23 protein-coding genes are annotated in these 18186 nt (G+C 34.5%); 2 read left to right on the top strand and 21 right to left on the bottom strand.

Features of this window, described 5'->3' with window-relative positions; translation table 11 throughout:
* Positions 1-39 precede the first annotated feature (39 nt).
* The 4 genes from ACJMML_RS01375 to ACJMML_RS01360 all read right to left on the bottom strand — a co-directional run bounded on the left by ACJMML_RS01375 (position 40) and on the right by ACJMML_RS01360 (position 4073).
* Positions 40-789, bottom strand: coding sequence for a hypothetical protein (locus ACJMML_RS01375; RefSeq protein ID WP_295605961.1), 750 nt, complete (start codon positions 787-789; stop codon positions 40-42).
* A gap of 214 nt (positions 790-1003) precedes the next feature.
* A complete protein-coding gene (pheA, locus tag ACJMML_RS01370; RefSeq protein WP_295605959.1) occupies positions 1004-1831 on the bottom strand; it encodes a prephenate dehydratase in 828 nt (275 codons plus the stop codon).
* 253 nt (positions 1832-2084) lie between these two features.
* Entirely contained in the window at positions 2085-2903 is an 819-nt protein-coding gene (locus ACJMML_RS01365; RefSeq protein WP_296855682.1) for an HPP family protein, read from the bottom strand.
* Between the two features lie 252 nt (positions 2904-3155).
* Positions 3156-4073, bottom strand: a complete 918-nt coding sequence (locus tag ACJMML_RS01360; RefSeq protein WP_296855680.1) for a CBS domain-containing protein — start codon at positions 4071-4073, stop codon at positions 3156-3158.
* Between the two features lie 588 nt (positions 4074-4661).
* Between ACJMML_RS01360 and ACJMML_RS01355 the strand changes: the two genes are divergently transcribed.
* Both ACJMML_RS01355 and ACJMML_RS01350 read left to right on the top strand, forming a co-directional pair.
* Entirely contained in the window at positions 4662-5774 is a 1113-nt protein-coding gene (locus tag ACJMML_RS01355; protein ID WP_295605953.1) for a DNA polymerase subunit beta, read from the top strand.
* Positions 5775-6149: 375 nt separating this feature from the next.
* Positions 6150-7025: a Dna2/Cas4 domain-containing protein gene (locus ACJMML_RS01350; RefSeq protein ID WP_405305626.1), complete on the top strand. Its 876-nt coding sequence runs from the start codon at positions 6150-6152 to the stop codon at positions 7023-7025.
* Between the two features lie 25 nt (positions 7026-7050).
* Here the strand turns inward: ACJMML_RS01350 and ACJMML_RS01345 are convergent, their stop codons facing one another.
* From ACJMML_RS01345 to ACJMML_RS01265, 17 genes are all read right to left on the bottom strand, one after another.
* The gene (locus ACJMML_RS01345; RefSeq protein ID WP_405305625.1) at positions 7051-7374 is read right to left on the bottom strand and encodes an AzlD domain-containing protein; all 324 of its coding nucleotides are present in this window, start codon (positions 7372-7374) and stop codon (positions 7051-7053) included.
* Positions 7374-8057, bottom strand: a complete 684-nt coding sequence (locus tag ACJMML_RS01340) for an AzlC family ABC transporter permease (protein ID WP_405305635.1) — start codon at positions 8055-8057, stop codon at positions 7374-7376. Before ACJMML_RS01340 ends, ACJMML_RS01345 begins: the two co-directional genes overlap by 1 nt.
* A gap of 181 nt (positions 8058-8238) precedes the next feature.
* A complete protein-coding gene (locus tag ACJMML_RS01335; RefSeq protein WP_405305624.1) occupies positions 8239-8898 on the bottom strand; it encodes a DUF5612 domain-containing protein in 660 nt (219 codons plus the stop codon).
* A gap of 151 nt (positions 8899-9049) precedes the next feature.
* Positions 9050-9313 carry an energy-converting hydrogenase B subunit EhbP gene (gene ehbP / locus ACJMML_RS01330; RefSeq protein WP_405305623.1) on the bottom strand — a complete coding sequence of 88 codons (264 nt, stop codon included), beginning with the start codon at positions 9311-9313 and terminating at the stop codon, positions 9050-9052.
* Between the two features lie 21 nt (positions 9314-9334).
* Positions 9335-10333, bottom strand: a complete 999-nt coding sequence (locus ACJMML_RS01325; RefSeq protein ID WP_405305622.1) for a respiratory chain complex I subunit 1 family protein — start codon at positions 10331-10333, stop codon at positions 9335-9337.
* 107 nt (positions 10334-10440) lie between these two features.
* Positions 10441-11616, bottom strand: a complete 1176-nt coding sequence (locus ACJMML_RS01320) for a nickel-dependent hydrogenase large subunit (protein ID WP_405305621.1) — start codon at positions 11614-11616, stop codon at positions 10441-10443.
* Between the two features lie 50 nt (positions 11617-11666).
* Positions 11667-12113: an NADH-quinone oxidoreductase subunit B family protein gene (locus ACJMML_RS01315; protein WP_292786582.1), complete on the bottom strand. Its 447-nt coding sequence runs from the start codon at positions 12111-12113 to the stop codon at positions 11667-11669.
* Entirely contained in the window at positions 12114-12752 is a 639-nt protein-coding gene (locus tag ACJMML_RS01310) for a 4Fe-4S binding protein (RefSeq protein ID WP_405305620.1), read from the bottom strand. It lies immediately after the preceding gene.
* A gap of 13 nt (positions 12753-12765) precedes the next feature.
* A complete protein-coding gene (locus tag ACJMML_RS01305) occupies positions 12766-14214 on the bottom strand; it encodes a 4Fe-4S binding protein (RefSeq protein WP_405305619.1) in 1449 nt (482 codons plus the stop codon).
* 45 nt (positions 14215-14259) lie between these two features.
* Positions 14260-14535, bottom strand: a complete 276-nt coding sequence (locus ACJMML_RS01300) for an energy-converting hydrogenase B subunit J (protein WP_405305618.1) — start codon at positions 14533-14535, stop codon at positions 14260-14262.
* Positions 14532-15044, bottom strand: coding sequence for an MnhB domain-containing protein (locus ACJMML_RS01295; RefSeq protein WP_405305617.1), 513 nt, complete (start codon positions 15042-15044; stop codon positions 14532-14534). Before ACJMML_RS01295 ends, ACJMML_RS01300 begins: the two co-directional genes overlap by 4 nt.
* Complete coding sequence (locus tag ACJMML_RS01290; protein ID WP_405305616.1) at positions 15041-15358, bottom strand: EhbH; 318 nt, start codon at positions 15356-15358, stop codon at positions 15041-15043. The genes ACJMML_RS01295 and ACJMML_RS01290 overlap by 4 nt, the downstream gene beginning before the upstream one ends.
* Positions 15351-15686 (bottom strand): energy-converting hydrogenase B subunit G EhbG, encoded by a 336-nt coding sequence (locus ACJMML_RS01285; RefSeq protein ID WP_405305615.1) that lies wholly within the window; start codon positions 15684-15686, stop codon positions 15351-15353. Before ACJMML_RS01285 ends, ACJMML_RS01290 begins: the two co-directional genes overlap by 8 nt.
* Entirely contained in the window at positions 15686-17167 is a 1482-nt protein-coding gene (ehbF, locus tag ACJMML_RS01280) for an energy conserving hydrogenase EhbF (RefSeq protein ID WP_405305614.1), read from the bottom strand. The genes ACJMML_RS01285 and ehbF overlap by 1 nt, the downstream gene beginning before the upstream one ends.
* Positions 17164-17529, bottom strand: a complete 366-nt coding sequence (locus ACJMML_RS01275; RefSeq protein WP_298536979.1) for a cation:proton antiporter subunit C — start codon at positions 17527-17529, stop codon at positions 17164-17166. The genes ehbF and ACJMML_RS01275 overlap by 4 nt, the downstream gene beginning before the upstream one ends.
* Positions 17530-17531: 2 nt before the next feature.
* The gene (locus ACJMML_RS01270) at positions 17532-17765 is read right to left on the bottom strand and encodes a DUF4040 domain-containing protein (RefSeq protein WP_394349909.1); all 234 of its coding nucleotides are present in this window, start codon (positions 17763-17765) and stop codon (positions 17532-17534) included.
* On the bottom strand, positions 17758-18174 hold the full coding sequence (locus tag ACJMML_RS01265; protein WP_405305613.1) for a cation:proton antiporter: 417 nt from the start codon (positions 18172-18174) through the stop codon (positions 17758-17760). Before ACJMML_RS01265 ends, ACJMML_RS01270 begins: the two co-directional genes overlap by 8 nt.
* Positions 18175-18186 lie beyond the last annotated feature (12 nt).

Raw genomic sequence — 18186 nt, 5'->3', positions numbered from 1 at the left:
TATAACTCCAAAAAAATAATAGTAGCACCATCAATAAATTTACTCGTCAGTTCCTCCAGAACTACCACCTGAAGAGCCACCTCCAGAAGAGCCACCACCAGATGAACCTCCTCCTGAAGAACCGCCAGAAGATCCTCCACTAGAAGAACCACCACCAGAACTACTACTAGAACTGCCACCAGAACCTGAGGAACTGGAAGAACTAGAACTTGAGCTACTATCTGATGAGGAACTTGAGGAATCAGAACTTGAATCATCATCTGAAGAACCATATTTAGTGGTATTTGAGTAAGATTTTGTATAATTGTAACTGAGAGACTTGTTTACCTTGACTTCAGGAAAAGCAGTGTCATTAATAGTTGCACTAGCAGATAGCATATTTCCAACATCCCCATCTAAACCTATGCTGGACATTCCAAAAGTAATTCCAGCACCGAATGCCACAAGCAAAAATACAACTGCCAATGCAATATACCATGGACTGGTAGTTGAAGACTCCTCTTCTTTTTTTGATACTGTATAAGTCTCAGGATTATGAATGTATTTTCTAACTAACTTTTCCTTTTCTTCCCGATACTTCTGAGAATCATCATGTCTTGATCTGATTGAGGAAGGAGTTTCTTCTTTTCCTTGCATCGCACGAATTCTATCACTAACTTCAATAGTTTCAATCTTATGCCTATACTGGTCAGATAAATAAAGGTATTTCTCTTCAGAAATCAAACCAGCTTCATAATCTCTTTGAAGATTATCTAAAATCTGCATAAGTTTCTTTCTATCTGGATTCATACTTTTACTCCTTATATCGATTGAATAAATAAATATTATACATTAAAAATATCAAACTTTTTTCATTTTATATATTTATGTATTTATATATTATTAATATATGAAGTTTATATTTAATAAATTATACTAAATGCAAGTTAAAAAATAGAAAAATATTGAAAAATTATTGAAGTTTAAAAAAATTCTAATGGATAAAAATAGATTTAATAGAAGATTATTTGAATAAATCTTCACTAAATACAGGATAAGAACCTAAAATCTTAAAGAATGAAGTGTTTTCCTCTAAATGCTTTAAAATACGTCCTATATCATCATCCAATCTATGCCCTTCAAGATCTATGAAAAATATATAATGACCTAATCCCTCTTTAGAAGGTCTGGATTCAATTTTAGTCAAGTTTACATCATTTTCTGCAAATAGAGCTAAAAGTTCGTAAAGTCCCCCTGGCTTATCCTCAAACAATGAAAATGAAATTGAAGTCTTGTCATTTCCAGTGATTGGAGAATCCTCATTATCCAAAACAACAAAACGGGTTTCATTGTTGAAATTCTCTTGAATGTTTGTATCAATAACCTTCAATCCATAGAGTTCCGCTGCCTTTAATGTTCCAATAGCTGCATCTTCACCGGTTTCTGCAACCCTTTTAGCAGCTGCAGCAGTGCTTAATGTATAATGAGCAGTGATTCCATGCCTTTCCAAATAAGGCTGGCATTGGCCTAAAGCCTGTGAATGTGAATAGACATTTTCCACTTCATCTACAGTCATTTCCTTAGCAGCCAATAAATTATGGTTGATTGGAATGACAATCTCGTTTTTGATCTTCAAGTCAAAATTATGAATCAAGGAATCTAAAGTCAAGCTAACTGGACCTTCAATAGAATTTTCAATCGGTACAATACCGCATACGCATTCCCCTCTTTCTACAGCACCCATCACCTGCTGTATTGAACAGTAGGAAATCAAATTGTCACTGACCAATGATGCAGCTTCGTGAGAGAATGTTCCTTGAGGTCCTAAAAATGCAACTTTATCATTTATCATAATAAAACTCCAGTTAAATAATTTTAATTTAAAAATGATATTTATTTACTATTTTTTATATATTAATCATAGTATAAAAAGCAATATGGTAAAAAAACTTAAATAACCTAAGTAAATTCAAAATAATGCATAAAAATAGTACAAAATAGAAAAATAAGAACAATTAATTAAAATTTAAATAAAAAATAGAAAAAAGAAAAATAAAGCATAAGAAAACTTATGCTTAAAACCAAAATCAATCTTGAAACAGTCTCTATTGGGTTTCCATTTCATAAATCAATTTTAGCAAATCTGATTGAGTTACAATTCCTATAATTTGATCTTCATCATCAACTACAGGGTAACCATTATAACCAGTTTCCAACATTGCATCAGCAAGCTGTGGAACTGTTGCATATTGTGAGATTGTTTCCACATTTGCAGACATGTAATCTCCTGCAATCAACTCTTTGATTTGAGAGGATTGATACTTGTCAGGAGTGTGTTTCCTGAATGAAACAAATGCTTTTGCAATGTCTTTTGAAGTAATAATTCCTGCAAGCTCATTGTCTTCAGTAAGTAATAAACGTCCGACACCTGAGTCCATTATAACTTTTCTTGCGTGAACTAAACGATCATCTGCAGATATTGAAATAATATCTGTTGTCATAATATCCTTAACTGAAATCTTTTCATATGCTTTAGCTTTGCATAAATATATGAAATCAGATTTAGTTACGATTCCAACCATTTCACCATCAGATAAAACTGGAATGGCACCAATATTCTTGTCAATCAAGATTTTTGCCACTTCAGTCACATCATCATCCTCATCTACTGTGATCAAGTCTTTGACCATTACAGTGGATACGTGGAAATGTGAAGGAGCCATATTACCATATTTAGCGGAGCCTAACTTATTAGCTATATCTTTTTCTGAGATAATTCCGACTAAAACTTTTTTATTTTCATTGGTACTAGTGACTGGTATTCTAGATAAGTTATCCTTATACATCACTCTTAGACAATCACATATGTTTAAATTCTTATCAATAGATACCACATTTTCAGACATTATATTTTTGATTTTCATAATAACACCAACGATAAAATCCAATGAAATAGCTATTAGAAAGAATCCAAATGAAATTAATTCAATTTGGATTGCAATTAAATCTTATAGCGTATCTAATCAAAGATATAAACTTAACCTACCAATAGCTATCTCTTAAAAGTTCAACAATAGCTACCTGTTCTCCATTAAAGAAGAACATCACAATACTTAAAGGAATAAATTGATTATTTTAAAGGAATTAACTAATAATCCCATTAGAAATCAATCTAATTATTCTTTAAGAACTGTATTTAAAATATCTCTTTCAGTGACAATTCCTACAAGTTGATCATCATCAACTACAGGAACACCACCAATGTTCTTTTCAGCTAATAATTCACATAAGTCTCCTAATCTAACAGTAGATTCAGTTACTAATATGTTTGGTTTAATGATTTCAGAAATTTTTCTTTTTAAAACATCTAAACCACTATTAGAGGTCATAGAAGCAAACATTTCTTTATCACCAAAGAATCTTAAGATATCAGTTGAAGTAACAATTCCTATTAATTTATCTTCTTCAACAACAGGAATTCTTCTTAAGTTATTTCTTACCATAATTTTGGAACAGCTTTCAATAGGAGTTCCAGGAGTGGTAGTGATAACATCCTTAATCATGATATCACCTACAGTCTCATTAGTCAATGAACCTGCAAGTGCTAATGCGAAGTCTCTTTCAGTGACTATTCCCACTAATTTATCTTCTTTATCTACAATAGGTAAGGATCCAATGCCGTTTTCGGTCATTAAATCGACACTTTCTCTAATAGAAAATTTAGGACTTATAGAAATAACATCTCTTGTCATAATCTCTTTAACATGATCATTGATTGCTGCCAAGAAGTTGTCATCATGTTTCTTTTCTATTATATCAAATTTGCTTCCTCCACCAAGGAAGTCAAGAATATCCATAGCAGTTACAATACCCAAAAGTTTATTTGAGCCAGGATGGGTTACTGGTAATCTTCTGAATCCATGTTCTATCATCATTTCAGCAGCTTCCTTAATGGTCTTGGTTGGAGGGATGCTAATGACATCTTTTTTAGCGAGAGTCATGATTTCGCCCTCATTATCAGCTACTTTTGTTTCATGTTCAACAGAACCACGATTCATAGATTTTCTCAAGTTTTTAGTGTTTTTGTCTTTCATATCGACACCTCCGGATTTAATAATTCTTCCAGGTCTAAATTACAAATCATATCATAACAATCAAGTTATAGAACTCTGGGAAATACCATTAACCAGATGACAAATCCAATTGCTTTTTGTTATATTCATAAGAGTCTAAAAAACTTTTAGATTCACATCCAATTTAACAATATAGAAATAAAGTCTATAATTAAGCCGTTACAATAATTAACGATTCATAATCTATTTTTGAAATTATGGATTTGTTGGAAGTTCACGTATGCCATTATTTCCTTCATTCAAGCTTTTTATTGCTAAAAGCTTTCTAGAAATTCAAATACAAAATTTGAAAAAATGACATAGAACTAACTACAATATTAGTTAGGTTTTGATAGTTAATATTATTATCGATTTAATTTTTATTAACTTAAAAAGTATTGAAAAATTAACTCAAAAAATTATCAACTTTTATTTTATTAAATTAAAAACTATTGAAAATTTAGCTTAAAAAATAGAAAAAATAAAAATATAAAACTTAATTAATAATAAGGGAATATAGTAAATACTATATTATAAATAATGCTTATTAAATCAAAATTAGTGATTGAAATGAACAAAATCGAAAAAACTGTTAGAACAAGAGATTTCATTATTAGTACAGATGGATTATTATTTGCTTCAACCAATTACATTCACCCTGAAGATAGGATTATCTGCTTTTTAAGATACATTCCAGATGAAAACGGAGACAGGGAAAAGGACGGAATCAGATATTCCAAAGTTGGATCTGAAGAAGCTTATGCATACCTAAGAGAAAATCACCCAGATTACTTATACTTCTGTGACGTTACAAACGTTGAAATGATGGGAGTTCCTATAGATAAGGTTGAAAGAATCATCAAGCCGGAAGAAAGATTGAAAGGTCTTAGAGAAACCTATTATGACGAAATCAACACTAAAGTGGCAAATGGTGAAGAACTTGACTATAAAGAGGAACTCTTAAGCAAATTATTTGACTTATCAGACTTTTTCCATTACGTAGCAGATATCAGCTATGATGACCTTGGAATCTCAGGATCAATCTTGCCAGGACTTCAAAAGGCAGGAACTTCTGATCTTGACTTTGTAGTTTACGGACTTGAAAACCATAGAAATGCAATCAAGGCATACAAGGATAACAAGGACAAAGCTGTTTTCATAGACGAATTAGACAAATCAATCACATTAAACAGAATCAATGATGATTTCTGGGACTTTGTATATGATAAGAGAATAAAAGACGACTCCCTAACAAAAGAAGAGTTTGCTTGGTATGAAGAACGTAAAAGCAATAGGGGACTCATTAGAGAAACATTATTCGACATTTTAGCAACCAGAAACTATGATGAGATTGAAGGAACCTGGGGAGATACCGTATACGAACCAGAAGGATTTGCGAAAGTCAACTGCACAATAAAGAGTGCATTAGGAGCTTTTGACAACCCTGCTGTATACACAATAGAAGATGTTGAAATCCTTGAAGGACCTGATATTGAAATCTCAGAACTAGCATCACTTACTCACACATATGCTGGGGAAGTAGTTGATGGAGAAGAAGTAGTCGCAAGAGGAAAAATAGAAAAAGTGCTTAAGAACGGAGAGTTTGAAAAGTATAGAATTCTTGTTGGAACTACTAGAGAATCTTTAAATGAGTATATTAAATTAAGAGAAAGTCCAGTTTAGACTGGATTTCTTATTTTATTTTTTTATTTACTATTTTTAACTAATTTATCTACCTACATTCAAAACTATTTTTATAATTTTAATATAAATTAAACTATTTTTAAAAAATGAATTAAAATTAATAGTGTTCAATTAACAACCATCATTTTAATTAATCGTTTCTGTAATTAAAATGTATGAAAAATCACTACCTAAAATCAATTTTCCAATCCAACATAAAAATTAACTTAAAACTCTTAAATTCTAATAAAATTAAAAAATAACACATATTTAATAAAATAAACTATTTTTAACAAATTATAATCAAAAATAACTGCATACTATTTATTAAATGAAAAATAAAGAATAATTTAACAATAATATGGAGTTAAAAATATGATAAGTGTATCTACAATCAAAAGTTATATGTTTTGTCCTTTGAAATTGTATTTCCAAAGCAATATTGATGAAGATGTTGAAGAGGATTATTTTATCTCAAAAACATTAAAGGATCTTAGAATAGACATACAAGACATTCTTCATAAAAACTTAAGGCATATCAAGAAGGACATGGACGAGAATGAAATTGAAAAGAGGCTTTCAATTGGAATAAACAATCAAATAAAAGCAACATTTGAAATTATCGAAGAGATAAATGATAAAGAAGAGACAGATGAAAGCAATTTGAAAAAGGATGAGGATATAGAATTCATTGATGAAGAAAAGAAAGAGGAAGAGAACGATAATCTAAATGAATTAAAAAAGGAATTAGTGGATGAAATAAACCTGAATCTCAAAATACTTTCTCTAAAAGTTGCCCAATCCATGAAAGTTCTTGATAGGGATGGAAGCGAAATTCAAAACCTGTTTTTTCCAACAAGCATGTATAACTATCTAATAAGAGACATCGGTTTAGATCTAATCGGAGTTATCGATAAGATTGAAGTAGAGAAGGGAAATTACTTCCCAATATCACTAAAATCATCAAATCCTCCAGTAAATGGAGTTTGGGATGGTGATTTCATGGAAGCAATAGCTAATGCACTTCTCATAGAACAGGAATTCAACACATATGTTACAGTTGCATATGTTGATTACTTGAAAATAGCTAATCGAAGAACTGTAATAATAGATACGGATGCAAGAAAAAGCTTCTTCAAAGTGCTGACCAATGTAAACAAGATAATTGAAAAAGGAGAAATACCTACAGTTAAAACTGGCTTGAAAAAGTGTGAAAACTGTGAATATAAGGAGCTATGTGACAATAGCTAAAAAAAGAGAAGAAAGATTGTAAAAATTAAATCAAAACCGGGAAGAACGGCACCATTAAGTAAACTGCAATCAAAACAATCACAGTAATAATGACAATAGCTCCAAGAGGTACCTTTTTCCAAGCTAAAACTCCTGCAATTACCGCTCCAATAAGTCCAATATACCATAAGTTAGGGTCTACAGTCAACACACCAGGACAAATAAGTGCAGCAAGTGCAGTGTATGGAATCAGATTCAAGAATTTCTCGAATTTTGGAGAGAAATTCAATCTTTCCATAAATATAGCTGGAATTACCCTTGGGATGAAGGTAACAAGTGCACAAAGAATAATAAGTAAGGTAATATTCATTATTGCACCTCCTCATTACTGCAAGTCTCATCACCTGTCTTATAGGCATCTCCTAAAACGGTATCATCATCAACGATATACATTCCAATGAGAGCGCCTAAAAGAATAGCAATAATCAATGACCAAGTTCCAATGAAAAACTGCAATACAACATTTAAAATAGCTGTTATTACAACTAGAATAGCCAATTCCTTGCTTTCCTTAACTGCAGGAACCAATAACGCTACAAATAGAGCATATAAAGAAATATTGAAACTGTTTGCAACAATTATAGGAAGCACATTCAAGACTATAACACCAATGATTGCTCCAAAAATCCAAGAGAGCCATGCAATTCCTGCAAGACCTATGTAAGTCCATATGGAAGACTCTTCCATTAGCATGAACATTGCAAATGCCTCATCAACAGCAAGGTGTGATGAAGGTATTCTGACAGCAAGGGAAGCGTCATCAACCTTGTTGTAAATGCATGTGTTCATTACAAAATATCTGAAATTAAGCACAAATGAAGTCAAGACAATATTGAAAAGAGTTGCCCCTTGAGCCAACATGGTCGCTATCATGATTTGTCCGGCACCTGCATAAATGAGTACAGACATTGAAACTGTCTCAAATGGAGTCAGCCCTGCCTTAATAGCTAAAGCGGCATATCCAATTCCCATTGGAATGTATCCAAATGTGATTGGAATACCTAATCTTAAACCATGTACAAACTTTTCCTTTCTAGTAATTCAAAACACATCCATAAAATAAAATATAATAATAAAATAAGAATTTCTGATAAAATATCAAAAATAAAAGTATAGAATAATATTAGTCAAATAGACTAATAAATCTTATGTTAAAGAAGAATAAGAAAAATAATTAGAACTTATTATTGTTTGCTAATCTTTTTACATCAAATACTGCAGTGCTTGCAACTGCCATAACCGCCATTACACCAGCCTGAATCGGATCTGTAACAATCAAATCAGCCTCATCTGTTACGCTTCCAGGCATGTTCAAAGTGATGACAATCAAGTCCTCATGCTTTTCCTTTAACTTTCTTACAGTTTCAGTGATCTTACCGCCCATCAGGGACCCTGCAAGAACAAGCACACCAACACGAGGCAATCTGTTTACTGCATCAACTGCTTCTGCAATATTCTCTTCACCAACTAAAGGAATAGTATCCACACTTATACGCTCTCCACGTATATTATGCCTATCTGCTTCTGTAATAGCACCAACTGCAACTTGAGATACTTGAGCTCCACCACCAAAAATAAGAACCCTTTTACCGAAGATGTCATTTAAGGAACCATGAATTTCAATGTCGAAAATAAAGTCTTTAGACTCTAAGTCTTCGATTAATTCATCGAGTTTCTCAACATGATCAAGCTCAAGATTCAATGTCCCAACATCATCATTTACGTATAGATGAACATAGGAAATATTGATTCCATGACTTGAAAGAATGTCGGTTATCTCATCAAGAACTCCTTTCTCTTCTTTAGTTGTAATTGTTAAAGAAATACTATTCATAATATTACCTAATAATACTTAAAATATTCAATTATTTAAAGATTATCTTAAAATCAAAATCAAAAATATAAAATGCTAAAAAAGATTAATTGAAGATAAAAATTTTTTTAAAGATTTCTATTTATGAGGAAAATATGAAGTTTATCTCCAATTAATCCAATTTAGCCTTTAACGCATCTAATTCCGCATGCGCTTTCTTATATAAGTTTAAATAGCTGTCATGTTCGCTGACAGGAATGACCTTAAGACCTAACTTTTCATACTCTTCAATATAAGATCCGTCAAACACTGGAATCTCAAACTTAATCTCTTCAGCGGTTTCATTGACAATAATCAAATCCCTGTATGGGAAATCATATTCCACAATGTATCCTCCAAGACTCATGATATGATAAGGTCTGATTACAAATTTCATATAAAATCACCACGTTAAAATTTAGAATAATGCAATGACCATAGCCAATACTCCAAGTGCGGAAGTCACCAATATTGTAGGATATAATTGCCTGTTGGTGAATATTGGGGAGAATGCACTGACAATTGCCATAATGACAGGAAGCAAGATGGATACGATAATGCATACAATGAATTTAAGTGAGAACAGTTCTGGTGCAACACCTAAGAACAGTACACAGTACATTAAACCTAAAGTGAATATCAGGAATCCTCTGGTTATGTATACAAAGCTACGGTATTTTGAAGCAAGTTCCATATATGGCCCTTCAATTACATCAGATTTAGCCTTGATGTAGGAGAATGGATATTCATTCAATAGAATCATGTATCCAATAAAGAACACTACAGTTCCGATAATACCTGCTAAAGTGAATAGGAACGGACCGTTAGCTTGCTGATAAGCTACAATATCCGCCAAGTAAATGCTTTTGGATAATGCTGCAGGTATGAATAAAGCCAAATACAATGGGAATGAACCAAAGATAATCATCCTAAGTGATCTGTTTGAACTGATGTCTTCAATGGATGATACAAGCAATCCTTGTCTTTCAGCACCTTTTACATGGTCTGGGAACCTTAAGTTAATGCTCATTACTGATTTGGATAAGGAACCCATTAAAACATAAGCGATTTCTTCAACTTTTAAGAATCCAACAATAGCTATTAAGCTAGCAAAAGCCATGAACTGATAATTCTCTGGCATCAATGCCAAGAATAATGCTAATACTGCAATGAAACAAAGAATAGGCATTGCCTTATATAATCCTGGTGCTGGAGAGTTAGGTTTTATGTTCTCCTTGAACAGGAACTTTATTGATGCCCATAGCCCAGGACTTGTAACTGGAGGCCCGATTCTTTGTTGAATCCTTGCTTGAACATATTTCCTTTCAATTCCAGGAATCAAAACACCTATGAACAAAGCTATGATAAGTGTTAGGATAACCTCTAAAATTGAAATAAGTGATATTTCATAAGCCATTTCTCTTTCCTCATAATAATTTTTAATTAACCGTTAAACGTAAATTTGAATAATTTAATTTTTAATGAATATTGGATTTCAATTGATTGACCCAATATAATTAAATCTTAATGAATATTGGATTTCAAAATTGATTTATCCAACTTGTTATTGTTTGTATCATAAACCTCTATTGCCCTATCGGAACAGGTAAAGCATGGATCGCACTGTACAATACATAACTGGCCATCAGTGATATGATTGTCAATGCATGCGTATTGCATAGCTCCAATATTACTCATGGAAGGAGTCCTAATGATAGAATGACGCACTCTTCCATCCTCAATTGCATAGGAGTGATACAATGTTCCCCTTGGAACTTCAATATAACTTTCAATCAAGCCGGTATCCACCATTTCCCAAGACCTGTCAGTGATCTTTCCTTCAGGCAAGTCCCTAATGGCTTGGCGAATTATCTTGATTGCTTCAAATATTTCAAAGACTCTCATAAGAAGCTGAGCTTTAACATCACAGGTATCTTGAGTGATAATGTCATAATCGAAGTTATCATACTCATACATGTCTGTTCTCAAGTCCCTTTTCACACCGGTAGCACGTAATGTAGGGCCAGATACAGCTAACTTAAGAGCCTGTTCCTGCGGAATGTAACCAGTGCCAGTAATCCTTGACAGTACAATTGAATCATGAACGAATCTGTCTGCAAAGTCTGCAACGTTCTTTTCCACCAAGTCCATTCCATCCAATATCCTACGGATTCTATTGTCATCCAATTCACATCTTGGCCTTACACCACCGATGATGGAACATCCGTATTGGACACGGTTTCCTCCAATCATTCCCAAAAGGTCCATAATGGTTTCCCTAATGAAGAAAACTCTCATGGAGAATGTTTCATGAGCCAAGGTTTCGCAACCGTGACCTAAGTACAATAAGTGACTGTGCAATCTTTCAAGCTCTCCAACGATTACACGAATATAAACGGCTCTATCAGGCACTTCAACTCCAAGACCTTTCTCAGCAGTTCTTACAGAGTTCCATGTATGTGCATTTGAACAGATACCACAAATCTTTTCTGTAAGCATATTTGCCTTTTCCACTGGAAGACCTTCCATAATACGCTCAATACCTCTGTGGTTTACACCAATTGTGATTTCCGCATCCTTAATGATCTCATCTTCTACGAAAAATCTAACCCTATAAGGTTCTAAAGCAGCAGGGTGAACTGTACCCATTTGAATCTCAGTTTCTATGATTTCCTGCTTTTTAGCTTTCTTTTCTTCCATTTCATCATCCCTTTAATGAATAAATAAAAATAATCTCTTAAATCCACCTATTAATCCGCATTCAATAAATGCGGCAAAGATGCAACTACTCCTGCCAATACATCTTGAGGCCTTACAGCACATCCTGGAATCTTAGCATCCACAGGAATCACATTTTCAACAGGCCCTTCGATTTCCTCTGAAGGAATGTCTCCATAACAATTCTTATAGACACCACCCATCACTGCACATGCGCCTGCTGCAACAACAAGCTTTGGATTTGGAATGGCATTATAGATATCCTCCAATGGCTTTCTATTGTCATGAGTGACAGGCCCTGTTACAACAAGAATGTCAGCTTCACGAGGGTTCCATGTTAAAAAGACACCATATTGCTCTATATCAAATTTAGGAGATAAAACTGCATTTACAATTTCAATATCACAGCCATTGCATCCACCAGTATAAACCAACATAATATGGATTGCTTTTGACCTTGAAAGTGTTTTAAGACTCATCTATTCACCTCCCTCATCATCTGAATCCTCTTCATTCAATTCAGCACTTCGTTGAACATCTTTCTCATACTTTTCATTAATGTTATCTTGAATGTCCTTTATCTTGGATACCTTCTCAAGAGCTACACCGACATTTTCAATTTTTTCATCCTCTTGAACAATATTTTCAGACAATAATGACTTGTCGGATAAGTATTGTGCAATAAATGCAATCTTGTCATGGGATATCTTGATAGGTTCCTCTAACAATTCGCTTGTGTCAACATTGATTTCACCGACATTACCAGGGTGAATGGTTCCTGCCTCTTCAAAGAATGAATAGATTGGACAGAAATCATGACACCAATAGCAAACTACACATTTTAAAGGGTCAAGTTCTGGAACTTCAGTCTTTACCCATCCTTCCTTAAGCTTTACAGGGTTTTGCAGAGGTTTCATTGTAACTGCACCGGTTGGACAGACATTTGCACAACCTCCGCAACCGATACATGCTTCCTCATCCACCTTCTTGTCAGGCTCAACTGTTCCTGTCAAGATGGCATTGCGGAGTTCCATGTCAGTCACTCTGTCTGCAGCAAAGAGAATTCTTTTGAAATTAGTGTAAGCTCCATTAAGCATAATCTTCAATACATCTTTCATAATTACCAAACTCCTAATTCACCCTTTCAAACTCTCTTTCGAAAATAAATGACTTAGATGGGCAGATATTCATACATGCTCCACAGTAAATACATTTATCGTCATCGACAACGAATTTAAGATTCTTGTTCTTTGTTCCGAGATTTACTTCATCACTTGGAATTTCAACTGTATAAATCGCTTCCTCTGGACATATGTCCTTACATAATCCGCATTTTACACATAAGTTTTCATCAATGTAATTGAATCCTCCAGAGATTTCATACTTGACGCTTGTTGTTTTTGGAATTGCATCCTTAGGACAGTGAATTGCACAGGTTTCACACATGATACATTTATCCAAGTCAACATTGATTGCTCCTCTTTGAAGGGTTATTGCATCCTCTGGGCAAAGTTCAGCACATATACCACATGAAATGCAGTCATCATTGACTTCTCCATCCCAAGAGATTACTTGGAAGCTTCTTGCCTCTTCCTTACATTCATTAACACATTTTCCACAGGATACACAGTATCCAAAGAGCTTATTGTCTTCACTTTCTGTCAATGATGAAACCGGACAGTTGTAAATCGCTTCAAGACGTTTAGCCTTATTCTCTTCAGTATCCTCATCAAGTGAAGGGTCATACCTCAATGCATTTTCATCCCTAATGAGTGCTGGGCTATCAAATGTCTCTTTACATAATCCGCAATTAAGACAACTTACAATGCTTCCTTCAGCATTTGAATACAGGGTGTCATCCTTAATGCTTCTCTTTATCTTAAAGTCATCAACACATAATGCATCATTGATACAGTTTTCAACACATGCCAAGCACAATGTACAAATGCTTTTGTCATACTCGCCATCTTTCAATGCGCCTGTAGGACAGACATCTTCACAAACCTTGCATCCTACACAGTATCCTTCATCCTGTATAATGACTTCAATTGATCTGGTAGGACAGTAGTATGCACATCTTCCACATTTCACACATTTCTCGCTATCGGTGCTGATGCAAATCCTGTCAGCGGTCTTGTCGGATTTTACAGGAAGTTTCATGCTCTCTATCTTCTTGACTCCTGCACCGAATCCGACAGTGTTTGCAACCATTTTCAATGAATTAAGCAAGACTTTCTGCTTGTCTAGAACAAGGTTATCAGTATCCACTCTTGCCTTTTTAGTACAGACATCTTCACAAACACCACAACGTGAACAGATACCTTTAACTATTCCATCATCAAGATGGATGCTTTCTATAGGGCAAGTGAACTGGCAAACACCACAACCATTACATTTTGCCCTATCCACAACATATCCGCCGTATTTGTTCTTGAAAATAGCATGATTTGGACAAGCTTCGAAACAAGCACCACAACACATACAGCTAAAAGCCTTATTATCAACAAAGCGTATTGCTTCACTTGGACAATTTCTTATACAATCTCCTTGTCCATCACACTTATTAGTTGTTAAATACATGATTCTTCTCCTAAATAATAAGTAAAACCATTATAATCCCAATACCTAATGATCTCCTTTCGCTCGTCCTCCTAATAATGCACTGCCTATCAATACGCCAATGACTGCACCCAAAAAGGTGGTTGCAATTGGCAAATCATTATAAACAGGGAATTGTCCTAATCCATAAGACATTATCAGAACACCAATTATAAGGGCTAAAATTCCACTTGCTGTAAACTTAAAGCTATTGTCCAGATTCAAGTGAACCCTTGAACCTACAATGAATCCGAATATGATTGCAATGATAACAGGTCCGATTACAATATTAGCGATACTCATTCCTCTTCCTCCGCTAATTTCTTAAATTGTGAAAATGCAATTACCACTGCACTTAAACCTACAAGAACCTTGAGTCCAACTGCAATGTTCAAGTAAGGAACGATTCCTGCATGGGTTAAATCCGGATATGAGAATAATGTTGCAATAGCTTGAGGAACTTGTCCATAAAGGTTTCCACCTACATTATAAAGGTAGGAGCCTGTCAATGCAAGCCCTGCCAAACCAATCAATACATAAGCCAATGCACCGATTGATTCTAAAGTGGAAATGAACCTGTGAGACAATTTCAATGGAGTGCCGTCAACACCATAAACAATAACACAGAAGATGATTGCCCCTGCAATCATAGCTCCACCTTGGAAACCTCCACCCGGAGTGATATGCCCTCCTAAAATGGTCATGATACCTAAAGCGATAATCACAATAGCTATTGGAAGAGCCATAATCTTCAATATAGGGCTGCTGTCATTCTTATTCCAATTTGGAGATTTTTTTCCTTCAGCCATCATTCATCATCCCCTTCATTCATATCAGCATTTATGTTCTTGTCTAAAATCTTTCCTTTGCCGAATACAAGCAATACAACAAGGACTGCAGTAACAAGAATCAATGATTCTCCTAAAGTATCAAATGCTCTCCAATCGAATACAACCAAAGTAACCATGTTTGGAGCAAGCTGTGTTCCAATGGCATTGTAAACCAAACTGATTCCTGGTTGAATCAAGCTTTTGAATCCATAGATTGCATCGAATAATGTTGATGCAAAAATGATTGCTGCCAATGCCATAATCAATGATCTAATACTAGTAATTTTATCAGACATATTTTAACCCCCAATAAATTACTGCAACTAGAATTCCAAGAGCTACAACAACATAGAATGTCATTTTTTCCAAGGAATCTGATTGCTCGGATTTTATCTTTCCTGCAAGAGGCATATTTGTAAAGAATAAAACTGCAACTAAAAGCACTACAACAATTGAGGCAACTACACTGACATGCCTTAGGAATAATGCTGCAAGAATCAATGAAACGAATATTAGGAATTCAGCAGCTATTGCTCCTGAAACATTATCCATAGTTGTAGGGTCTTTAGATAAACTTGACTTAAGTCCTTTAATTGAATCTAGGAATTTTTGATATAAAGCCATTAGATCAATCCTCCTGCAAATGGAATGAATACATCAGTTACTATATTTGGGAAAATACCTAAAGCCAAACAGATTATAAGCAATACAGCTACAGAGAAAACGGTAGCCTTTGGAATCTTGTCATGAGCAAACTTCAAGTCTTTTGGCTTAGGCTGCAAGTATACTGTATGGAACGCTTTAACGAATGTGAAGAATATTACAACACTTACAATGATAGCAAGAACTGCAAGTTCAGTATATCCTGCATCCAATGCAGCTTGCACAAGCATCAATTTACTTTGGAAACCATTGAATGGTGGAACACCAGCTAAAGCGAATCCTCCAAGCAAGACCATTATTGCCATTTTTGAATCAACTGCAATCAATCCACCTAACTTTCTTGTATCGGATGTTTTTGTGAGGTAGTATACAGTACCGAATCCGATAAACAATAATGCAGTTATGACAATTTCATTTGCTGCCTGGAACAATGCCGCTGAAATTGAATATTGTGTTCCTATACCAAAACCTAATGCAATGAAACCAAGTTCCCCTACAGCAAGGAATGCTATCATTCTTCTAAAGTCTACCTCCATTGCAGACATTGCAATGCTTAAAGCCATTGCAAGAATAGCAAATACGATTATTGCTGTATTGAAGTAAGGGATATATGCAAATATCTTGTACATTGCAATACCGAATGCAAGCATGCACAATACTGAAAATCCTTGTAATATTGCAGACCCGTTAGGTCTTGCTTTTGAGTAAACAGCTGATTTTATAGTGTGGAATGGAGGCAATCCTGCTGAATATAGCCATCCAAACAATATCAAGGCAAAACCAATCACTAAGCTTGGAGCATAAGGGTTTACATAGTTGTTGCTTATTGCAAAGATAATATCGTTGATGTTTACTGAACCGATTGTTCCAAGAATGAATCCAATACCTAACAATAGCATTGGTCCGCCTATTGCACCTAAAATCAAGTATTTCAAAGCGATTTCATAATTGTCTTCAGTGCTTGAAGCTATAATGATACCAACTTGGGTTAAAGCTGTAATTTCAAAGAAAACATACATATTGAAAATATCGTTGGATAACATCAATGCAGTTACAGATGCTATGCCCATAAAGATAAGGTATAAGTAAGGGCCGGATACTTCCTTTTTCTCAGAGAAGTATGTCAATACTGCCAAGAATGCAACGATGCCCATTAGGAATATGAATATCCTTTCAATATTTTCAAAGACATAGACAATACCGGTATTGTAGCTTGCTACAAGAGTGCCAACTAAGTTTGATGGAAGTGAACTTGCAAGAAGCGCTGGATCGTGACCACCGAAGTATTGGATGCCGACAGCTGCAATAATTGCAATTACAGGAATTGCAATAGCCACTACAATTGAAATGGCTTTAACTGTTTTGTCCTTTCCGCCAAATATGTTAACGATTAAAGCAGCCAATATTGGAATGACAACCATTAAAGGAATCAAGTAATTCATTTTTCATCCCCCATCATTTCAGATACGCTTAAGGTTCCATGCTTTCTGTATAAAACCATAGCCAAAGCCAACATCACTGCTAAAGTACTTGCACCAATTACAATACTTGTAAGAACTAATGCTTGAGGCAAAGGATATGCCGCATTTGCTGCAAACCAATCTGCAGTCATGCCTGGCAAGAAGATAGGCACGACTCCACCTGCTTTAAATCCTAAGCAAATCAGGAATAGGTTTACACCTTCCTCAATAAAAGCAATACCAATGATTTTCTTAATTAGATTATCAATGAAAATTGCTGCAAATAGTCCAATAATTATAAATGCACCAGAAGCGAATAAAGAAGCCAATTGAATATCCATCATAACTATGCCTCCTCCCTTCTAGTTTTTAAAACAGCCAATGCGATAAAGACTGGTACAATAGCCCCCTCTACAATAGCTTGGGTTAAAGCTACATCCGGAGCAAGCAAGATTTGGAATAAGAACGCTACACAAAAACCAGAGATACCAGTTAAAATAGCTGCCTTAAGCAAGTCATTTTGTAAAAGTGCGATAATAGCGCTTAAAACTGCAACAAAAATCACTATATATTCAATCATTGCCATCATCCTCACTTTTTTCATCTAAATTTTCATCAATACTTGAATCATCACTTAAATCCAAATTATCTTCAAGAAGCACTTCATCAATTAAATCAATTTCATCTTCTTCCCTTTCAGAAGTTTCTTCAAGGTTTGGATTAAGTACTGGATTATTAAGAGTATCTTCACTATGGAAATAAGCATTAGCTAATGCATGAGCCAATAATGGCGCTAGGAATAAATAAATAAGGGCAAATAAAGGCTGACCTAAAGCAAGGAATGCAATTATTCCTGCAACGTCAACAATACCTAAAATATGAATTCTAGCGTAGACTACATTATCTAAGTTTCTATCAATTCTTAAAACACCTACTACTGCAATCAATATCAGAAGTGCAGAAATGACAAGCAGGATTGATTGAATCATATTGATTATTCC

The sequence above is a fragment of the Methanobrevibacter sp. genome, assembly GCF_045130115.1.
Lineage (GTDB): Archaea > Methanobacteriota > Methanobacteria > Methanobacteriales > Methanobacteriaceae > Methanocatella.
Note: the sequence above shows the minus strand (reverse complement) of the source record. Positions and strands in the feature narration are given on the sequence as shown.

Coding starts and splice junctions, on each gene's coding strand:
- ACJMML_RS01375 (WP_295605961.1), bottom strand. CDS start 789: ATGAATCCAGATAGAAAGAAACTTATGCAGATTTTAGATAATCTTCAA.
- pheA (WP_295605959.1), bottom strand. CDS start 1,831: ATGATAAATGATAAAGTTGCATTTTTAGGACCTCAAGGAACATTCTCT.
- ACJMML_RS01365 (WP_296855682.1), bottom strand. CDS start 2,903: ATGAAAATCAAAAATATAATGTCTGAAAATGTGGTATCTATTGATAAG.
- ACJMML_RS01360 (WP_296855680.1), bottom strand. CDS start 4,073: ATGAAAGACAAAAACACTAAAAACTTGAGAAAATCTATGAATCGTGGT.
- ACJMML_RS01355 (WP_295605953.1), top strand. CDS start 4,662: ATGAACAAAATCGAAAAAACTGTTAGAACAAGAGATTTCATTATTAGT.
- ACJMML_RS01350 (WP_405305626.1), top strand. CDS start 6,150: ATGATAAGTGTATCTACAATCAAAAGTTATATGTTTTGTCCTTTGAAA.
- ACJMML_RS01345 (WP_405305625.1), bottom strand. CDS start 7,374: ATGAATATTACCTTACTTATTATTCTTTGTGCACTTGTTACCTTCATC.
- ACJMML_RS01335 (WP_405305624.1), bottom strand. CDS start 8,898: ATGAATAGTATTTCTTTAACAATTACAACTAAAGAAGAGAAAGGAGTT.
- ehbP (WP_405305623.1), bottom strand. CDS start 9,313: ATGAAATTTGTAATCAGACCTTATCATATCATGAGTCTTGGAGGATAC.
- ACJMML_RS01325 (WP_405305622.1), bottom strand. CDS start 10,333: ATGGCTTATGAAATATCACTTATTTCAATTTTAGAGGTTATCCTAACA.
- ACJMML_RS01320 (WP_405305621.1), bottom strand. CDS start 11,616: ATGGAAGAAAAGAAAGCTAAAAAGCAGGAAATCATAGAAACTGAGATT.
- ACJMML_RS01315 (WP_292786582.1), bottom strand. CDS start 12,113: ATGAGTCTTAAAACACTTTCAAGGTCAAAAGCAATCCATATTATGTTG.
- ACJMML_RS01310 (WP_405305620.1), bottom strand. CDS start 12,752: ATGAAAGATGTATTGAAGATTATGCTTAATGGAGCTTACACTAATTTC.
- ACJMML_RS01305 (WP_405305619.1), bottom strand. CDS start 14,214: ATGTATTTAACAACTAATAAGTGTGATGGACAAGGAGATTGTATAAGA.
- ACJMML_RS01300 (WP_405305618.1), bottom strand. CDS start 14,535: ATGAGTATCGCTAATATTGTAATCGGACCTGTTATCATTGCAATCATA.
- ACJMML_RS01295 (WP_405305617.1), bottom strand. CDS start 15,044: ATGATGGCTGAAGGAAAAAAATCTCCAAATTGGAATAAGAATGACAGC.
- ACJMML_RS01290 (WP_405305616.1), bottom strand. CDS start 15,358: ATGTCTGATAAAATTACTAGTATTAGATCATTGATTATGGCATTGGCA.
- ACJMML_RS01285 (WP_405305615.1), bottom strand. CDS start 15,686: ATGGCTTTATATCAAAAATTCCTAGATTCAATTAAAGGACTTAAGTCA.
- ehbF (WP_405305614.1), bottom strand. CDS start 17,167: ATGAATTACTTGATTCCTTTAATGGTTGTCATTCCAATATTGGCTGCT.
- ACJMML_RS01275 (WP_298536979.1), bottom strand. CDS start 17,529: ATGATGGATATTCAATTGGCTTCTTTATTCGCTTCTGGTGCATTTATA.
- ACJMML_RS01270 (WP_394349909.1), bottom strand. CDS start 17,765: ATGATTGAATATATAGTGATTTTTGTTGCAGTTTTAAGCGCTATTATC.
- ACJMML_RS01265 (WP_405305613.1), bottom strand. CDS start 18,174: ATGATTCAATCAATCCTGCTTGTCATTTCTGCACTTCTGATATTGATT.